We start from the raw sequence: 16,687 nt of genomic DNA, 5'->3' as shown, positions 1-16,687 counted from the left end.
CCGACCGTCTCGGAGGGTCGGTACTGATCAGCGCGGCTCGGTAAGCAGAAGGCGTACGGCACGCATGGCGCCAGGGTACCGCAGCGGCCCAGACCGGCGCTCGACCGTTCCGCACAACGAGAAGCGGGCCACCCGATCCGGGTGGCCCGCTTCTCTTCTGTGGAGCTAAGGAGAATTGAACTCCTGACCTCCTGCATGCCATGCAGGCGCTCTACCAACTGAGCTATAGCCCCTTGCTTCTCTGCCGCCGGGCCCCTGCTCGGTTTCCCTTGCCGGTTCCCCCTGGCGACATCGAGAACATTACACGGTCATGGCCCAGGTCCAAAAATCGGTTTCCAGGCGCTCGATTTCGCCCGGTTCGTCTCTCTTCCGTGCTGCGGCTCCGCGCCGCCCGGGCCCCGTCGCTACGCTCTCGCGAACTGGTAGAACCGCTTGAGCGTGCAGTGCTCGTCGAGCAGCCGCCCGTAGATCGGCTCCCCTTCCAGCTCGCGGTACGTCTCGATCGGGTCGCCTTTTATGATCAGCGCCCGCGCGCATTCCTCGCACCAGTACTGGTAGTCGGGGTTGACCGGGTCCATGTCCCGCACGATCGGCGTGCCGTTGTTGCACCAGTCGCACCGCCGCCGGTGTGCACCCATCCGTCAGCGACTCCCTCCCACGTCGGGCCGTCGACTCCCCCTCCGGCGGTCCCGATTCTGCCACGCGGGTACGGGGCAGGTCAGCAGGCACCGAAGGAACAAACGGAAGGATCCCGCCCCCTGTTGGGGACGGGATCCTGATTGTGGAGCTAAGGAGAATTGAACTCCTGACCTCCTGCATGCCATGCAGGCGCTCTACCAACTGAGCTATAGCCCCGCTCTCCGCGGCGCTCCCCCCGTTTCCGGTGTTCCGCGCTGCGAACAAGAAGAACTCTAGCCTGTGACCAGCCGGAAAGTGAAATCCGGGTGGGAGCCGCCCTGAGGCGGGCTCAGTCGTCGTCGCCGAGCACCGGTTCCGGCAGCGTGCCGGCGTTGTGCTCCATCAGACGCCAGCCGCGGGCGCCCTCGCCGAGGACCGACCAGCAGCAGTTGGAGAGCCCGCCCAGGCCCTCCCAGTCGTACGCGTCCAGGCCCAGCAGGCGGCCGATCGTCGTACGGATGGTTCCGCCGTGGCTGACCACGACGAGCGTGCCGCCCTCCGGCAGCCTGTCGGCGTGCTCCAGCACCACCGGCGCCGCCCGGTCGGCGACCTCGGTCTCCAGCTCGCCGCCGCCGCGGCGCACGGGCTCGCCGCGCTTCCACGCCGCGTACTGCTCGCCGTACTTCGCGATGATCTCTTCGTGCGTGAGGCCCTGCCACTCACCGGCGTACGTCTCGCGCAGCGCGGCGTCGTGCGTCACGGGCAGGCCCGTGACGGCGGCCAGCTCGGCGGCCGTGGCGGAGGCCCGCCGCAGGTCCGAGGCGACGATGGCGGCCGGCTTCAGGGAGGCGAGCAGCCGGGCGGCGCGGCGCGCCTGCGCCACACCCGTCTCGGTCAGCTCGATGTCCGTGGAGCCCTGGAAGCGGCGCTCCAGGTTCCACGAGGTCTGGCCGTGGCGCCACAGAACGATCTTCCGGCCCGTCTTGCGGGTGGCGGTCGCGCTCAGAACAGATCACCGTCCAGGTCCTCGTCGCCCGCCGCCTCGCGCAGCTTGGCGTGCTCCTCCGCCTTGCCCTTGGTGAGCTTGGCGTCCTCGGGCAGCTCGATCTCGGGGCAGTCCTTCCACAGGCGCTCCAGCGCGTAGAAGACCCGCTCCTCGCTGTGCTGCACGTGGACGACGATGTCGATGTAGTCGAGCAGGATCCAGCGGGCGTCGCGGTCGCCCTCGCGGCGCACCGGCTTGGCGCCGAGGTCCTTGAGCAGGCGCTCCTCGATCTCGTCGACGATCGACTTGACCTGGCGGTCGTTGGGCGCCGAGGCGAGCAGGAAGGCGTCGGTGATCGACAGCACGTCGCTGACGTCGTACGCGATGATGTCGTGCGCGAGCCGGTCGGCCGCGGCCTGGGCGGCGGCGGTGATGAGCTCGATGGAGCGGTCCGTGGCGGTCACTGGCCATGCTTTCGGGTTGGCGGGCAGATCCATACAAGGGTCTCATGTACCGCCGACCCCGCCCGCGCGGAACGTCCCGCGCGGGCCGGGGCACCCGCCGAGGGCCGGGTCAGGCCCGGCCCGGTCCTGGTCAGGACGGTTTGTAGTCCTTGCCCAGGGTCACCACGACGTCGGCGTTCACCGCGTTCTCGCCCTTCTTCACGACGGTCTCCGGCAGGCCCAGCGTCTTGGCGACGTCGACCGCCTTGGTCCGCTGCGCGTCGTCCTGGTACGTGATCTGCGTGGCGGCCTGGGTCTTGTCGGCCTTGCCGCCGTCCACGAAGGTGTAGCCGCCGTTCAGCAGCGCCGCCTTCGCCGCGATCTGCGTCTTGTCGTCGCCGGTGGCGTCCTTCAGGCCGACGCGCGGCGCGGCGCCGGCCTGGGCCGCCGTGAAGCTGCCGCCGAGCACCTCCTTGACGACGTTCTTGTTGGCGTCGTCGCTGAGCGCGCCGTCCGGCTTCACCGCGAGGACGTCCGTGCGGTACGCACCCTCCTTGGCGTGCTCGCCCAGCCTGGCCAGCAGGGCGCCGAGGGTCTGGGCGTTCAGGGAGGGGTCGAGGATCTGGCCCATGCTCTCGACGGTGACGGTCGCCGACTTCGCGTCGCCGGGAACCTTGCGCAGCACCCCGTAGAGCACCTTGCCGAGCCGGTCCAGCTGCTTGGCCTCGGGCTCGCCCTGGCCGCGGTACGTGGCGTACGCGACGGCCATCGCACCGCTGAGGTGCTGCTTCGGGCCCTGCCCCACGGCCGGGATCTTGGCGGCGTCGTCGGCCGGGACCGCGACGTCGGTGTCGGTCTCGATGCCGCCGACCAGCTCGACCAGGTTCTCCAGGAAGGGGGTGTCCAGGCGCCAGGTGCCGCCGATGTGGGTGCCGAGCACCGAGTCGAGGGAGTCCTTGACGCCCACGCCCCCCTCTTCGACCGCCTTGCCGAGGGCCGTGCCGGTGCCGTCGTCCTTCGCGACGCCGAGGGTGTTCGGCAGCAGGACGGTGGCGCCCTTCTTGGTGGTGACGTTGTCGACGAGCAGCGCCGTGGAGGTGCCGCCCTTCTTGGTGTTGTGCAGGTGGACGACGATCATGTCGCGCTTCTGCGGTCCGGCGGCGGCCGCCGCACCCTTCTTCTGGCCGGGGCCGTCGAGGAACGGCAGCTTGCCCGCGTACCAGAGGTAGCCGGCGCCCGCGACGACGAAGAGGGCGAGGACGACGATCAGGGCGACCACCCGGTTGCGGCCGCGGCGGCGGGCCTCCTCGCGGCGCTCGGTCCGGCTCTCGGTGAACTTGAGCCAGTCGATGACGTCCTCGGAGTCCTCGTCCGGCTGGTCGATGAACGCGAACTGCTCGGTGCGGTAGTCCGGGTCGGACGGCCCGCCCTCGGGCCGGCGGGGTTCGGGGACCCGGTCGGGGCGCGGCGGCTCCGGCTCGGCCGCGGGGGCCGGGGCGGGAGCGGGGGGCTCGGGGGCGGCCTGCTGCGGGATCCACTGCTCGGCCTGCTGCGCGTCGTACCCGTAGGCGGGTGCCTGGGGGTACTCCTGCTGCCCGTACTCCGGGGCGGCCGGCTGCTGCGGCTGCTGGTAGTACGCCTGCTGCGCCTGCTGACCGTAGCCCTGGGGGTCGTAGCCGTACTGCTGCTGCTCGTACGCCTGCTCGTACTGCTGCCCGGGGGCGGGCTGCGCGGGCACCTGGCCGTACACCGGCCGCCCGTACGGGTCGTAGCCGATGAGCTGCTGCTCCTGGGCTGCGTGCGGATCGTACCGGTCGTACTGATCCTGTCGGTCGTTCACCGCGGGGCCCCTCTCTCCGGAAGCTCAGGCTCCCCGGTACAGCTCACGCTTGTCGATGTAGCGCACCACACCGTCGGGCACCAGGTACCAGACAGGATCCCCCTGGGCGACCCGGGTGCGGCAGTCCGTGGACGAAATCGCCAGCGCGGGCACCTGCACCAGGGAGACGCCGTCCTCGGGGAGCCCGTCGTCGGTGAGCACGTGGCCCGGCCGGGTGACCCCGATGAAGTGGGCGAGCGAGAAGAGCTCGTCGGCGTTGCGCCAGGTCAGGATCTGGGCGAGGGCGTCGGCACCGGTGATGAAGAAGAGGTCGGCGTCTTCGTTGAGGGCGCTCAGGTCGCGCAGGGTGTCGATCGTGTACGTCGGCCCGCCGCGGTCGAGGTCGATGCGGCTCACCGAGAACTGGGGGTTCGAGGCCGTCGCGATGACCGTCATCAGATAGCGGTCCTCGGCGGGGGACACGGCGCGCTGCGACTTCTGCCACGGCTGGCCGGTCGGTACGAACACCACCTCGTCGAGGTGGAACAGGGCGGCCACCTCGCTGGCGGCCACCAGGTGTCCGTGGTGGATCGGGTCGAATGTCCCGCCCATCACGCCGAGCCGGCGCTTGACCGGGCCGGTAGGCATCTCCTGCTCTCCCATGAGCGCAGAGCCTACTGGCCCGGCGGAGCGGTGCCGACCCGCGATCGGGCGGGTGCGTGACGACCGGTTCAGCGGTCGCGGTTCAGGCGCGTGGTCACCCAGAGCATCAGGAGCAGGATGAACAGCGCGCCGCCGCCGGTCAGGTACGGGTTCAGGCTGTCGTGGTTGCCGCCGTGCTGCTCGGCGCCCTCCGACGCGAGAACGACCAGGTTGTGGGCGGTGGAGGAGAGGCTCATCAGGCAGATACCTATCGAGTCGGGGAGCGAGCGGAGACTTCGCTCACATCGTATGCGGGGGCCTGGGGCACGCTCACGCCGACTCAGGCGTTGGAGAGGATAGACGCAGGAGCACTCAGGCCGATCAAGGGGGAGGGCGTTATGACGGAGACCGGGTTCGAGAAGGTGCCGGCGAGGGACCGCAGGAGGTTCCCCGGTATTTCCTCGCGCGCGTACGAGCACCCGGCGGACCGCTCGGCGCTGGTGGCGCTGCGCAAGCTGACCGGGTTCGACACCGTGTTCAAGGCGCTGAGCGGACTGCTTCCGGAGCGGAGCCTGCGCCTGCTCTTCCTCTCGGATTCCGTCCGGGTGGGCGAGACCCAGTTCCCGCACCTGTACGCGATGCTGCGCGACGCCTGTTACATCCTGGACCTGGAGAAGGTCCCGCAGATGTACGTGCAGCAGGACCCGAGGCCGAACGCGATGTGCATCGGGCTGGACGAGCCGATCATCGTGGTGACGACGGCCCTGGTCGAGCTGCTCGACGAGGAGGAGATGCGGGCGGTCGTGGGCCACGAGGTGGGCCACGCCCTGTCGGGGCACGCGGTGTACCGCACGATCCTGCTGTTCCTGACGACCCTGTCGCTGAAGGTGGCGTGGATCCCGCTGGGCAATGTGGCGATCATGGCCATCGTGACCGCGCTGCGCGAGTGGTTCCGCAAGTCGGAGCTGTCGGCGGACCGGGCGGGGCTGCTGGTCGGGCAGGACGTGACCGCCTCGATGCGCGGCCTGATGAAGCTCGCGGGCGGCAACCACCTCCACGAGATGAACGTGGACTCCTTCCTGGCCCAGGCCGAGGAGTACGAGGCGGGCGGTGACCTGCGCGACTCCGTGCTGAAGATCCTCAACATGCTGCCGCGGACGCACCCCTTCACCACCGTGCGGGCGGCCGAGCTGAAGAAGTGGTCGCAGAACCGGGACTACCAGCGGATCATGGACGGCCACTACCCGCGGCGCGAGGAGGACAAGGACGCCTCGGTGAAGGACTCCTTCCGGGAGTCGGCCTCGCACTACGCGGACGCGGTGCGCAGCAGCAAGGACCCGCTGTTCAAGCTGGTCGGCGACATCGCGGGCGGGGCGGCCGATGTCGGCGGCAAGCTGCGCGACAAGTTCACGGGCGCGGCCGGCGGGGGTTCGAACGGGAACGGCGAGTCCAAGGGCGGGGCTACGGAGCAGGGCTGACGGGAGCGGTCCCGGCGGGCGTGGGCGGCGCCAGTACGCCGCACAGCCCGGCGGTGCGCCTCGGGGTGCCGCTGGCGTACGGGTCGCTCGCGGCCGGGCCGACCGTGGTCGGTCCGGCCCCGGCCAGGACCGGGCGGAAGCCTTCGGCGGGCTCGGTGGAGCAGTCCTGCGGCCCGGCCATCACGTAGGCCGAGAGCAGCTCGGCGCGGCGGGTCGTGAGGTCTTCCGCGTCGAAGCGCATCCGCAGCTCGCGCCGGACGGTGAAGAGCGAGGCTCCGTCGGCGGCGGCGGGGGATCCGGTGGCCGGGCGCACGGCGTACACGAAGGTGTGGTCGGTGGTCACTTCGAGGACGTCCGCGGAGATCTCCTCGAAGGCGAGGGTTCCGCTGACCCGGACCCGGGTGTCGGCCACGGCGGCCGTGCCCGGGTCGAAGCGGACCAGCCAGCCGGTGGCGGCGTGCCGGCCGTCGCCGGCGGGCGAGGTCATGCTGCGGTCGAACTGCGCCAGCTGATCGGGGTCGAGCAGGACCCGCACGGGCCGGGTGGCGGCCCCGGCGAGCACGTCGGGGTCCAGCGAGGACTGCACGAGGTAGTCCTTGGCGATGGACAGCGCGGTGATGACCTGCCCCTCGGTGAAGTGGTGGGTGCGGCGCGCGGCGGGCAGGCTGATCCCGGCCGCCCCGACGCGGTAGTCGGCCGCCGGGCTGCTCACGTACAGGTCGACGGGACGTCCGCCGGGTACGGCGGCGGCGGGCGCGAGCGGCACGATCGTGCTGGTCAGCGGATCGGCGCGGCCGGTGGCCAGGGGCATGGTCGGGTTGCTCAGGCCCATGTAGACGGCCACGGCGAAGGCCGTGGCGATGAGCAGCACGAGCAGCATGCCCTGGCGGGCGCCGCGGCCGGGCGTACTGGTCCTGGGCCCGGAGGAGCCGCCGCCGGACCAGATGGACCGGCTGCGTACGGCCCGTGCGTGTTCGCCCATGCGCTCCTGGGCGGAGAACTCCTGGAGCCGGGCAGCCCGGACGAAGTCCTCGTCGAACACCACCGACCGGTACTCGTCCGACCGGAATTCCTCGTCGCCCCCGCCGATGCCCTCGGGGGTGCCGTCGGGTGGATCTCCTGGCACGGCCATTGCTTCTCCCCGCTGTCCCCGCTTCAGAGAAGCCCCCGGCTCCGGTGAACGCGAGTGGGGTCGTACCTTCAGGGTTGGCGGCCGACGGGGTACGTAAACGCTCCGGCGCCGCTGACTTCCGTGAGCGGGGTGGTGGCGGGCGCGGGCGTGTGGTCCGCGTCGCTCGACGCGCTGCGGTAGACGGCGCTGAAGGCCAGGGCGACCATGCCGAGGCCCATCACGAAGGCGAGCACCCAGGCGACCGGGCGCAGCCAGGGAGAGCGGCCCCGGTAGGGCCGCAGCGCGCCGCCGTAGGCCCCGTACGGGCCCTCCGCGTAGCCGGGGCCGTGTTCCCAGCCGGGTTCGTCGATGCCGTAGCCGTCGGGGCGCCCGTAGTAGCCGTCATAGTCCTCGTCGGAGGTCCAGCCGCCGGCGACGGCGCGGGCGGCTTCCGCCTCCGCGCGCGCCCGGTCGGCGGCCCGCTGGCGTTCCGCGGCGCTCGGCTCATGGATCTCGGCGTTCCGGACGAAGTCCTCGTCGAACACCACGGAGGCGAAGTCCTGATCCGCGCCTCCGCGGTCGTCGTTGTCGGGCTCCCCGTCGTCCGGGAACTTGCCCCCCACGTCGTCCGGCACGGCACCAGCGTAGACCGGGGGAACCGCTTTGGGCAGGGTGTCAGCCGAATTCCGGCCACCCGGTGTGCGGGGTCCGACTACCGGACGTGACCGTCGCCCGTGACGATGTACTTGGTGGAGGTCAGTTCCGGAAGGCCCATCGGGCCCCGGGCGTGCAGCTTCTGGGTGGAGATCCCGATCTCGGCGCCGAAGCCGAACTGGCCACCGTCCGTGAACCGGGTGGACGCGTTTACGGCGACCGTGGTCGAGTCGACCAGCTGGGTGAAGCGGCGGGCGGCGGCCTGCGAGGTGGTGACGATCGCCTCGGTGTGGCCGGAGGTCCAGCGGCGGATGTGGGCGACGGCGTCGTCGAGGGAGTCCACGACCCCGGCGGCGATGTCGTACGAGAGGTACTCGGCGGCCCAGTCCTCGTCGGTGGCGGGCAGCGCGGTGGCCTTGGAGTGCTCGGCGGCCGCGAGGACCCGGGCGTCGCCGTGGACGGTGACGCCGGCGTCGGCGAGGGCGTCGAGGGCGAGCGGCAGGAAGGCGTCGGCGATGTCGCGGTGGACGAGGAGGGTCTCGGCGGAGTTGCAGACCGAGGGCCGCTGGGCCTTGGAGTTGACGAGGATGTCCACGGCCATGCCGAGGTCGGCCTGGGCGTCCACGTAGACGTGGCAGTTGCCGGTACCGGTCTCGATGACCGGGACGATGGACTCCTCGACGACGGTCTTGATGAGGGAGGCGCCGCCGCGCGGGATCAGGACGTCGACGAGACCGCGGGCGCGCATCAGCTCGCGGACGGAGTCGCGGGACTCGCCGGGGACGAGCTGGATCGCGTCGGCGGGCAGGCCGGCGCCCTCGACGGCGTCCCGGAGGATGGCGACGAGGGCCGTGTTGGAGGCGTAGGCGGAGGAGCTGCCGCGCAGCAGGACCGCGTTGCCGGACTTGAGGCAGAGGGCGGCGGCGTCGACGGTGACGTTGGGGCGGGCCTCGTAGATGATGCCGACGACGCCGAGCGGGACGCGGATCTGGCGGAGGTCGATCCCGTTGGGGAGGGTCGAGCCGCGGACCACCTCGCCGACGGGATCGGGGAGGGCGGCGACGTCCCGGACGTCGGAGGCGATGGCCGCGACGCGGTCGGGGGTGAGGGTGAGGCGGTCGATGACGGTCTCGCTCGTGCCGGCTTCGCGGGCCTTGGCGATGTCGACGGCGTTGGCCTCGACGATCTCGGCCGTACGGGCCACCAGCGCGTCCGCGATGGCCAGCAGCGCGGCGTCCTTGGCGGACCGCGGGAGGGGGGCGATGGCTGCGGCGGCGGTACGGGCGGCTCGCGCGGTGGCGATCACGGGCGAGGCGGGGGCATCGAGCGAGGTCATGCCGCCCAGGGTAGTCCCCGGCCCGCCGGGTCCGGCCGGCCCTTCCACCCCGCGAGACGCCCCTCTCGACCGGTGCGGCCGGGTGCCGGGTGGTGGGGCCCTGCGGGGTTTGGTCCCCTACCCGCCCTCCCCCGTTCCCCGAGGCTCCGCCCCGGACCCTGAGACCCGGGGGCTCCGCCACCCGGACCCCCGGCGCCTCGAACGCCGGCGCGGCTGAATCAGTACGGGTGCACGCCCACCGGGTGCGCCGGGGGCGGCCCGTAGCCCTCCGCCACCCGGAGGTGGTAGGTCGCGCGGTCGATGACCTCCAGGCCGACGATCTCCCACGGCGGGAGCTGTGCCGAGGAGCGGTGTTCGCCCCACAGGCGCAGGGCGACGGCCGCGGCGTCGTGGAGGTCGCGGGCCTCTTCCCAGTACCGGATCTCCGCGTGGTCGTCGGCGTACCGGCTGGTCAGGAGGAAGGGGTGGTCGTGCGCCAGCTGTTCCAGGCCGCGCCGGACCTCCGACAGCGGCGCCGGCTTGCCGGAGACGCTCAGGGTGACGTGCCAGAGACGGGAGGCTTCGCCCTGCTCGTCGTCCCCGCCGCCGCTGATGCTGGTCAGCGCTCGTCTCACCAGCCCGCCTCCTGTCTGCGCCATGCCTGTCCGCCCCTCACAGTTGACCAGTCCCCGGCCCGCCGCGCGGCGGTTTTACCGAACCTCAGCCCTCCAGCAGGACCAGATCGTCGCGGTGTACGACCTCGCGCTCGTACGCCGGGCCGAGTTCCTTCGCCAGCTCCCTGGTGGAGCGGCCGAGCAGCTGCGGGAGTTCCTTGGCGTCGAAGTTGACCAGCCCGCGGGCCACGGCGCGGCCGTCGGGCCCGCGCAGTTCCACCGGGTCGCCGGCGACGAAGTCGCCTTCGACGGCCGCGATCCCGGCGGGCAGCAGGGAGCTGCCGCGCTCGGTCACCGCGCGTACGGCGCCCTCGTCCAGGACCAGGTGCCCCTGCGGGGTCGAGGCGTGCTGGAGCCACAGCAGCCGGTCCGCCGAACGCCGGCCGGTGGCGTGGAAGTGCGTACCGGTGAGCCGGCCCGCCAGGGCGTCGGCCGCCTGGCTCGCCGAGGTGAGGACGACCGGGATGCCGGCCGCGGCCGCGATCCGCGCCGCCTCGACCTTGGTGACCATGCCGCCGGTGCCGACGCCCGCCTTGCCGGCGCTGCCGATCGAGACGTGCGCGATGTCCTCGGGGCCGCGCACCTCGTCGATGCGGGTGGTGCCGGGCAGCGACGGGTCGCCGTCGTAGAGGCCGTCCACGTCGGACAGGAGCACGAGGAGGTCGGCGCGGACCAGGTGGGCGACGAGGGCGGCGAGCCGGTCGTTGTCGCCGAAGCGGATCTCGTCCGTGGCGACGGTGTCGTTCTCGTTGACCACCGGCAGGGCGCCCATGGCCAGGAGCTGGTCCAGGGTCCGGTACGCGTTGCGGTAGTGGGCGCGGCGGCTGGTGTCGTCGCTGGTCAGCAGCACCTGCCCGACGCGGACCCCGTACCGCGCGAAGGAGGCCGTGTAACGGGCGACCAGCAGGCCCTGACCGACGCTGGCGGCGGCCTGCTGCCGGGCCAGGTCCGTGGGGCGGCGGCGCAGGCCGAGCGGGGAGAGGCCGGCGGCGATGGCTCCGCTGGAGACGAGGACGATCTCCTTCTCGCCGCCGCTGCGCGCCTTGGCCAGTACGTCGACCAGGGCGTCGACCCGGTCGGCGTCGAGTCCGCCGGCCGCGGTGGTCAGGGAGGAGGAACCGACCTTGACCACGATCCTGCGGGCGTCCACGACACCTTGCCTAGCCGCTGACACGTCTGTCCCCTTGCCCCTTGCCGGTACGTCTGCCACCTCAATCTACGGGGTGGTGCGCCGCGCCCGCGCAGGGGTTTCAGACGGTGGACTCAAGCCCCGGAGCCGCTGCGGGCCGGCTCCGGGTCCTCGGCCGCGGCGGCCGCGCCCGGGACGAGGATCTTGCGCGAGAGCAGGTACGTGAACGGGATGGCCACGACCGCGGCGACGAGCGGGGCGATCCGGGTGTCGAGCCCGGCCCAGGTGACCAGGGCGTAGAGCCCGACGGACTGGATCACGTAGTTCGTGATGTTCGTCAGCGGGAAGAGCAGGAACTTCTTCCAGGTGGGCTTGGTCCTGTAGGTGAAGTACGTGTTCATGAAGAACGAACCGACCATCGCCAGCAGGAAGGCCAGGGTGTAGGCCAGGAAGTACGGCATCCACGGGTGCAGCAGCAGGTAGATGACGAAGAAGGTGCCGGTGTTGACGGCGCCGACGAGGCCGAAGCGGAGGATCTGGCCGAGCTGGCTGCGCATGGTTCAGCGCACCTCGCGCTCGGCCGAGACCGTCGGGCGCGCGGCGGACAGGCCTCCGCGCTCGCGGGCGTCGGGCTGGACCCCGGCGGCGTCGGGCCGGGCCTGCGGGTCCGCGCCGTGCGCCTCCTTCACCAGGAAGTGCGGGCGGCGCTTGGTCTCGTAGTAGATGCGGCCGATGTACTCGCCGATCAGCCCCAGCATGATCATCTGAACGCCGCCGATGCCGGTGATGATCGCGACGAGGGTGACGTAACCGGGTGCGTCGATGCCGTTGGTCATCGCGCTGATGGCGACGTACACGGCGTACAGGACGGTCAGCGCCACCAGCGACACGCCCGCCCAGATTCCGATCCGCAGGGGCCGGTTGTTGAAGGAGATCAGCCCGTCCATGGCGTAGTTCAGCAGGGAGCCGAACTTCCACTTCGTCTCGCCGGCCTCGCGCTGGGCGTTGCGGTAGTCGAAGTGGACGGTGTCGAAGCCGATCCAGGAGAAGAGCCCCTTGGAGAAGCGGTTGTACTCCGGCAGGGACAGCAGCGCGTCCACGGCCGGCCGGGACAGCAGGCGGAAGTCCCCGACGCCGTCGGTGAGCTCCACGTCGACCCAGCGGTTGACGCCGCGGTAGTAGAGGCGGCTGAGCGCGGAGCGGACCTTCTTGTCGCCTTCGCGGGTGCGGCGGGCGATGATCTGGTCGTGGCCCTGCCGGTAGTAGTCGAGCATGGTGGCGATGAGCTCCGGCGGGTGCTGGAGGTCGGCGTCCATGATCACGACCGCGTCGCCGGTGGCCTCGCGCAGGCCGGCGAGCATACCGGCCTCCTTGCCGAAGTTGCGGCTGAAGGAGACGTACCGGGTGCGGTCCCCGTGCTCGGCGGCGATCTTGCGGAGCTTGACGAGAGTTCCGTCACGGCTGCCGTCGTCGACGTAGCAGACCTCGTACTCGACGGGCAGGGAGTCCAGGACCCTGCGGATCTCCAGGTCGAAGCGGTCGATCACGGCTTCTTCGTTGTAGCAAGGGACTACTACGGACAGCTTCGTCATGAACACTTCCTGCTGGGTCCGAACGGGTGATTGTCGGCGACCGGACCCGCCACACACCTCTACCTCAGAAGTATGCACGCCGGGGGTCGGTCTGCCGGATCCGCACGCGGCACACGGTAGCTTTGACGGGTTAAGCGGAATGGAACAAAGGGATCGAGGTGCACGTGCCTGACGTCTCCGTGGTCGTCATCGTCTACAACGACGCAGAGCGTCTGCCGACAGCCGTCCAGTCGGTTTTGGACCAGACCCTGCACGGGGTCGAAGTCGTGATCGTCGACGATTGCAGCAAGGACCGGTCATACGCGGTCGCCCAGGAGCTGGAGGCAGCGCACCCCGGGAGAGTGCGCGCCTTCCGGCTGCCGGAGAACAGCGGCGGCTGCGGTGCCCCGCGCAACCACGGCATCCGGCAGGCGACCGGCACGTACGTCATGTTCCTGGACAGCGACGACGTGCTGGAACGGAACGCCTGCCGGAACATGCTGGCCGCGGCCGAGCGGACCGGGTCCGACCTGGTCTCCGGCATGTGCGTGCGCGTGCACCTCGACAACCGGTGGGGCAAGACCACCGAGTGGTACCCGTGGATCTACTCGCGCACCCGCACGCTGGAGTCGATCACCGAGGACCCGGATCTCCTGGTCTACGACACCCTCTCCACGAACAAGTGCTACCGGCGCGCGTTCCTGCTGGAGCAGGGCCTGGAGTTCCCGGTCGGCATCCACTACGAGGACCTGCTCTTCTCGGCGCAGGCCTACGTGGCCGCACGCCGCATCACGCTGATCCCGAACCACGTCTACTACTGGAACGTGGTCGAGAAGGCCGCGGCGAAGTCGATCAGCAACCGGCGCCACGAGATCGCGAACTTCGTCCACCGGATGGAGATCCACCGCCGCGTCGACGAGCTGCTGGCCGCCAAGGGGCACACGGCCATCAAGTCCGCGAAGGACGCCAAGTTCCTCAAGCACGACCTGGTGCTGCACCTGCGCGACCTGCCCCTGCTGGGCGACGCCTACCGCCAGGAGTTCGCCCGCCTCGCCAACGGCTACCTGGCCGGCATCGACCCGGCCGCGTACGAGAACGTCACGTACCTCCAGGCGATCTGCGCCTACCTGCTGGGCAAGGAGGACTGGGACAACCTGCTCCCGGCCGCCGACGCCATGACCAACAAGGGCCGGCTGTCCTCGCCGCTCGCCGAGCGCGACGGCCGCGTCTACTGGTGTGCGGCGCACATCGACGACGAGGGCGAGGGCGAGGGCGACGAGGCCCGCCGGATACTGGACGTCACCGAGCAGGGCTTCCACACCACCCCGCTCTCCTCGCTCGCGCTGGGCAACCGTCTGACCTCGTACGAGGACGACGGGCGCGGCACCGTCACGCTCTCGGGCTCCGTGGTGAACCCGCTGGGCCGGATCAGCCCGGAAAAGGAGCTGACGGCCACGCTGGAGTTCCGGGCCCGCCGGCAGATCGGCGTACGGTCGTTCAGCTTCCCGGTGGCAACCGTGCGGCACGCCGGGCACACGATCGAGTGGACCGCCACGGCCGACATCGGCAGCACCGTGCGCCCCCTGGGCATCATCGACGCCGTCTGGGACGTCCGCCTGAAGCTGACCGCGGGCGGTGACCGCCTCACCACCCGCGTCTCCGTCGGCGGGGTCGACCTGGATTCGGCGGCCCGCCTGCGCGTGCGCCCGCGACTGACGCGGCTGGTCTCCGACCGCTTCACGCCGGAGGTCACCAAGAAGGGGAACCTCTCCTACGTCCTGACCGCCGAGGGCGCCGCCTCCGTCCGCACGCAGACGCTGATCACCAGCGCGATGCACGGCAAGGCCGCCGGTGTGGTCAAGCGGGGCCTGCGCAAGGCCCTGCGGGCCCGCCGCAACCTCGGCTCGGGCGAGCAGAAGGTGAAGGTCTACCACGAGGTCTTCTCGAAGCTGCCGATCAAGAAGGGCACGGTCGTCTTCGAGAGCCACATGGGCAAGCAGTACAGCGACAGCCCGAAGGCGATCCACGAGGAGATGGTCCGCCAGGGCGTCCCGTTCGAGGCGATCTGGTCGTACGCGGGCGCCAAGCCCACCGGCTTCCCCAAGGACGCCACCCTGGTGCGCCGCTGGAGCTGGCCCTACCTGCGCGCGCTGGCGCAGGCCGAGTTCTGGGTCGACAACCAGGGCTTCCCCCTGGCCCTGGCCAAGCGCGAGGGAACCACGTACATCCAGACCTGGCACGGCTCCGCGCTCAAGCGCATGGGCTTCCACGAGCCCCGCACCAAGGCGCAGGGCAAGGCCGGCCAGGACAAGTTCCAGGCGGCCGTCAACCGCTTCGACCACTTCCTGATCCGCTCCGAGCACGACGCCCGCACCCTCGCCAAGGGCTTCCGGCTGCGCGACGAGGTGCTGCTGCGCACCGGCTACCCGCGCAACGACGCCCTGGTCGAGGCGCACCGCGCCGAGGCGCAGAGCGGGGAGCGGGTGCGCGGACCGCTCGCGGCCGAGCTGGGCATCGACCCGGAGAAGAAGGTGCTGCTGTACGCGCCGACCTTCCGGGCGACCGCGGACGGCGCGGTGGAGGGCTTCGAGTTCCCCTTCGACGTGGAGGAGTTCGCCGAGCGGCTCGGCGACCGCTTCACGCTGCTGGTGCGCACCCACTACCTCAACAGCGTCTCGCTGCCGCCGTCGGTCGCGGGCCGGGTCATCGACGTCTCCCGGCACCACGACATCACCCCGCTGCTGGCGCTCGCCGACGGACTGATCACCGACTACTCGTCCGTGATGTTCGACTACTCGGTCCTGGACCGGCCGATGCTGTTCTTCGCGTACGACTACGAGAAGTACGCGACCGACATCCGCGGCACGTACTTCGACCTGAAGGAGAAGGCGCCCGGTCCCGTGGTGGCCACGGCCGACGAGCTCCTCCAGGCGCTCGCCGCCTTCGACGAGGCGGACGCCAAGTACGCGGAGGCGCGGCAGCGTTTCCTCACCGAGTTCGGCGAGTACGACCGCGGGGACGCGGCCCGCCAGATCGTAGAGAAGTTCTTCACCGGGAGCGGCAAGTGAACCGGGACATCTTCATCGTCTCCAACAGCGTCGACGAGCTCGGCGGGGTGACGACCTGGTCGCACCAGATGGCCCGGCTGTTCACGGACCGCGGGCACCGGGTGCACATCGTCGGCATCGCCCCGGTCGCCGAGGAGATCCGGCAGAAGCTGCCGCAGGACCTGCCGTACGAGATGACCACCCTGTACGACGCCCACCCGCCGAAGGCGCGCCGCCTGCGCGGGATCAAGGGCAGGCTGAACGCCCCCGAGCGGCGCCGCCAGGCGGCCAGGCGGGCGAAGATGCGGGACAAGGCGGAGCAGCTGAACGAGCTGCTGCGCGCGGCCGGCCCCGGGGCGGTCGTGATCGTCACGCAGGTCTGGGCGATGGAGTGGGTGGCGCTCGCCGACACCAAGGGGCTCAGCGTCATCGGCATGAGCCACGAGTCGTTCGAGGCCAGCCAGAAGTCCACCCGCGGTGAGCGGGTCCGCCGCCACTACGGGGAGGTCGACCGGCTGCTCGTGCTGACCCCGGAGGACGCGGACCTGTGGATCCGGGCCGGCATGGAGAACGTGGGCAGCATGCCGAACCCGCTGCCGTTCATGCCCGGCTCCCCCGCGCCGCGCGCGGAGAAGGTCGTCGCCAGTGTCGGCCGCCTCGCCTTCGAGAAGGGCGTGGACCTGCTGCTCGACGCGTGGGCCGACGCCGCCCCGCACCACCCCGACTGGGTCCTGCGGATCTACGGGGCGGGCGTCGAGGAGCCGGCGCTGCGGGCGCACGCCGCCACGCTCGGGCTGACCGACTCCGTGGAGTGGATGGGCAGCACCGACGACGTGCTGGGCGCACTGCGCGGGGCCTCGGTGTTCGCGCAGGCCTCGCGGGCCGAGGGCTTCCCGATCACGCTGCTGGAGGCGATGGCCGCGGGCGTGCCGGTGGCCGCGTTCGACTGCGCGCCGGGCGTGCGGGAGATCGTGTCGCACGGCGAGGACGGGCTGCTGGCCCGGCTGGGCAACACGATGGAGCTGGCCGGGCACCTCGACGTGCTGATGTCGGACCGCGAACTGCGCGACCGGCTCGGCGACAACGCCTTCCGCAGCGTGCAGCGCTACTCCAGTGCAGAGATCACCGACCGCTGGGAAGAGCTGTTCACGTTTTTGGAGCGCTGAGCCCTGGAGCGCTGAGCTCCTGACACGCCGAAGCC

At 71.1% G+C, this 16,687-nt stretch carries 16 protein-coding genes and 2 tRNA genes; 3 read left to right on the top strand and 15 right to left on the bottom strand.

Translation table 11 applies throughout. The annotated features are described in order from the left end of the window. Nucleotides 1-160 precede the first annotated feature (160 nt). From ADK52_RS07830 to ADK52_RS42885, 8 genes are all read right to left on the bottom strand, one after another. Nucleotides 161-233: transfer RNA gene (locus ADK52_RS07830), tRNA-Ala, on the bottom strand. Nucleotides 234-404: 171 nt separating this feature from the next. Beyond that, the gene (locus ADK52_RS07825; protein WP_008738908.1) at nt 405-638 is read right to left on the bottom strand and encodes a hypothetical protein; all 234 of its coding nucleotides are present in this window, start codon (nt 636-638) and stop codon (nt 405-407) included. A 144-nt stretch (nt 639-782) separates the two neighbouring features. Next, nucleotides 783-855 (bottom strand) — tRNA-Ala (locus tag ADK52_RS07820). A 112-nt stretch (nt 856-967) separates the two neighbouring features. Next, nucleotides 968-1,624 carry a histidine phosphatase family protein gene (locus ADK52_RS07815; protein ID WP_053689036.1) on the bottom strand — a complete coding sequence of 219 codons (657 nt, stop codon included), beginning with the start codon at nt 1,622-1,624 and terminating at the stop codon, nt 968-970. Then, on the bottom strand, nt 1,621-2,067 hold the full coding sequence (gene rsfS, locus ADK52_RS07810; RefSeq protein WP_053689035.1) for a ribosome silencing factor: 447 nt from the start codon (nt 2,065-2,067) through the stop codon (nt 1,621-1,623). The genes ADK52_RS07815 and rsfS overlap by 4 nt, the downstream gene beginning before the upstream one ends. A 130-nt stretch (nt 2,068-2,197) precedes the next feature. Continuing rightward, entirely contained in the window at nt 2,198-3,886 is a 1,689-nt protein-coding gene (locus ADK52_RS07805; RefSeq protein WP_053689034.1) for an LCP family protein, read from the bottom strand. A gap of 24 nt (nt 3,887-3,910) precedes the next feature. After that, on the bottom strand, nt 3,911-4,528 hold the full coding sequence (nadD, locus tag ADK52_RS07800; RefSeq protein WP_078988076.1) for a nicotinate-nucleotide adenylyltransferase: 618 nt from the start codon (nt 4,526-4,528) through the stop codon (nt 3,911-3,913). Between the two features lie 68 nt (nt 4,529-4,596). Further along, on the bottom strand, nt 4,597-4,764 hold the full coding sequence (locus ADK52_RS42885; protein WP_037836848.1) for a hypothetical protein: 168 nt from the start codon (nt 4,762-4,764) through the stop codon (nt 4,597-4,599). 141 nt (nt 4,765-4,905) lie between these two features. Here ADK52_RS42885 and ADK52_RS07795 point away from each other — a divergent pair, with 141 nt between their 5' ends. Then, nucleotides 4,906-5,985 (top strand): M48 family metallopeptidase, encoded by a 1,080-nt coding sequence (locus ADK52_RS07795; RefSeq protein ID WP_078988074.1) that lies wholly within the window; start codon nt 4,906-4,908, stop codon nt 5,983-5,985. Here the strand turns inward: ADK52_RS07795 and ADK52_RS07790 are convergent. The 7 genes from ADK52_RS07790 to ADK52_RS07760 form a co-directional block, all read right to left on the bottom strand. Then, on the bottom strand, nt 5,969-7,117 hold the full coding sequence (locus ADK52_RS07790; RefSeq protein WP_053689032.1) for a hypothetical protein: 1,149 nt from the start codon (nt 7,115-7,117) through the stop codon (nt 5,969-5,971). The two genes, ADK52_RS07795 and ADK52_RS07790, sit on opposite strands and share 17 nt — an antisense overlap. A 68-nt stretch (nt 7,118-7,185) precedes the next feature. Beyond that, nucleotides 7,186-7,731 carry a hypothetical protein gene (locus ADK52_RS07785; RefSeq protein WP_053689031.1) on the bottom strand — a complete coding sequence of 182 codons (546 nt, stop codon included), beginning with the start codon at nt 7,729-7,731 and terminating at the stop codon, nt 7,186-7,188. A gap of 77 nt (nt 7,732-7,808) precedes the next feature. Then, nucleotides 7,809-9,086 (bottom strand): glutamate-5-semialdehyde dehydrogenase, encoded by a 1,278-nt coding sequence (locus tag ADK52_RS07780; RefSeq protein WP_053689030.1) that lies wholly within the window; start codon nt 9,084-9,086, stop codon nt 7,809-7,811. Nucleotides 9,087-9,304: 218 nt separating this feature from the next. Further along, nucleotides 9,305-9,724, bottom strand: coding sequence for a hypothetical protein (locus ADK52_RS07775; RefSeq protein ID WP_078988072.1), 420 nt, complete (start codon nt 9,722-9,724; stop codon nt 9,305-9,307). A gap of 61 nt (nt 9,725-9,785) precedes the next feature. Continuing rightward, the gene (gene proB / locus ADK52_RS07770; RefSeq protein ID WP_053689029.1) at nt 9,786-10,913 is read right to left on the bottom strand and encodes a glutamate 5-kinase; all 1,128 of its coding nucleotides are present in this window, start codon (nt 10,911-10,913) and stop codon (nt 9,786-9,788) included. An 89-nt stretch (nt 10,914-11,002) separates the two neighbouring features. After that, on the bottom strand, nt 11,003-11,425 hold the full coding sequence (locus tag ADK52_RS07765; protein ID WP_053689028.1) for a GtrA family protein: 423 nt from the start codon (nt 11,423-11,425) through the stop codon (nt 11,003-11,005). Between the two features lie 3 nt (nt 11,426-11,428). Further along, on the bottom strand, nt 11,429-12,460 hold the full coding sequence (locus tag ADK52_RS07760) for a glycosyltransferase family 2 protein (protein ID WP_078988070.1): 1,032 nt from the start codon (nt 12,458-12,460) through the stop codon (nt 11,429-11,431). A 158-nt stretch (nt 12,461-12,618) separates the two neighbouring features. Between ADK52_RS07760 and ADK52_RS07755 the strand changes: the two genes are divergently transcribed. Both ADK52_RS07755 and ADK52_RS07750 read left to right on the top strand, forming a co-directional pair. Beyond that, nucleotides 12,619-15,507, top strand: coding sequence for a bifunctional glycosyltransferase/CDP-glycerol:glycerophosphate glycerophosphotransferase (locus ADK52_RS07755; RefSeq protein ID WP_053689027.1), 2,889 nt, complete (start codon nt 12,619-12,621; stop codon nt 15,505-15,507). Continuing rightward, the gene (locus tag ADK52_RS07750) at nt 15,504-16,652 is read left to right on the top strand and encodes a glycosyltransferase (RefSeq protein WP_053689026.1); all 1,149 of its coding nucleotides are present in this window, start codon (nt 15,504-15,506) and stop codon (nt 16,650-16,652) included. Before ADK52_RS07755 ends, ADK52_RS07750 begins: the two co-directional genes overlap by 4 nt. Nucleotides 16,653-16,687 lie beyond the last annotated feature (35 nt).

The sequence above is a fragment of the Streptomyces sp. WM6372 genome (genome assembly GCF_001279655.1).
Taxonomy (GTDB): Bacteria; Actinomycetota; Actinomycetes; order Streptomycetales; family Streptomycetaceae; genus Streptomyces.
This window is presented reverse-complemented; position numbering and strand designations above follow the sequence as displayed.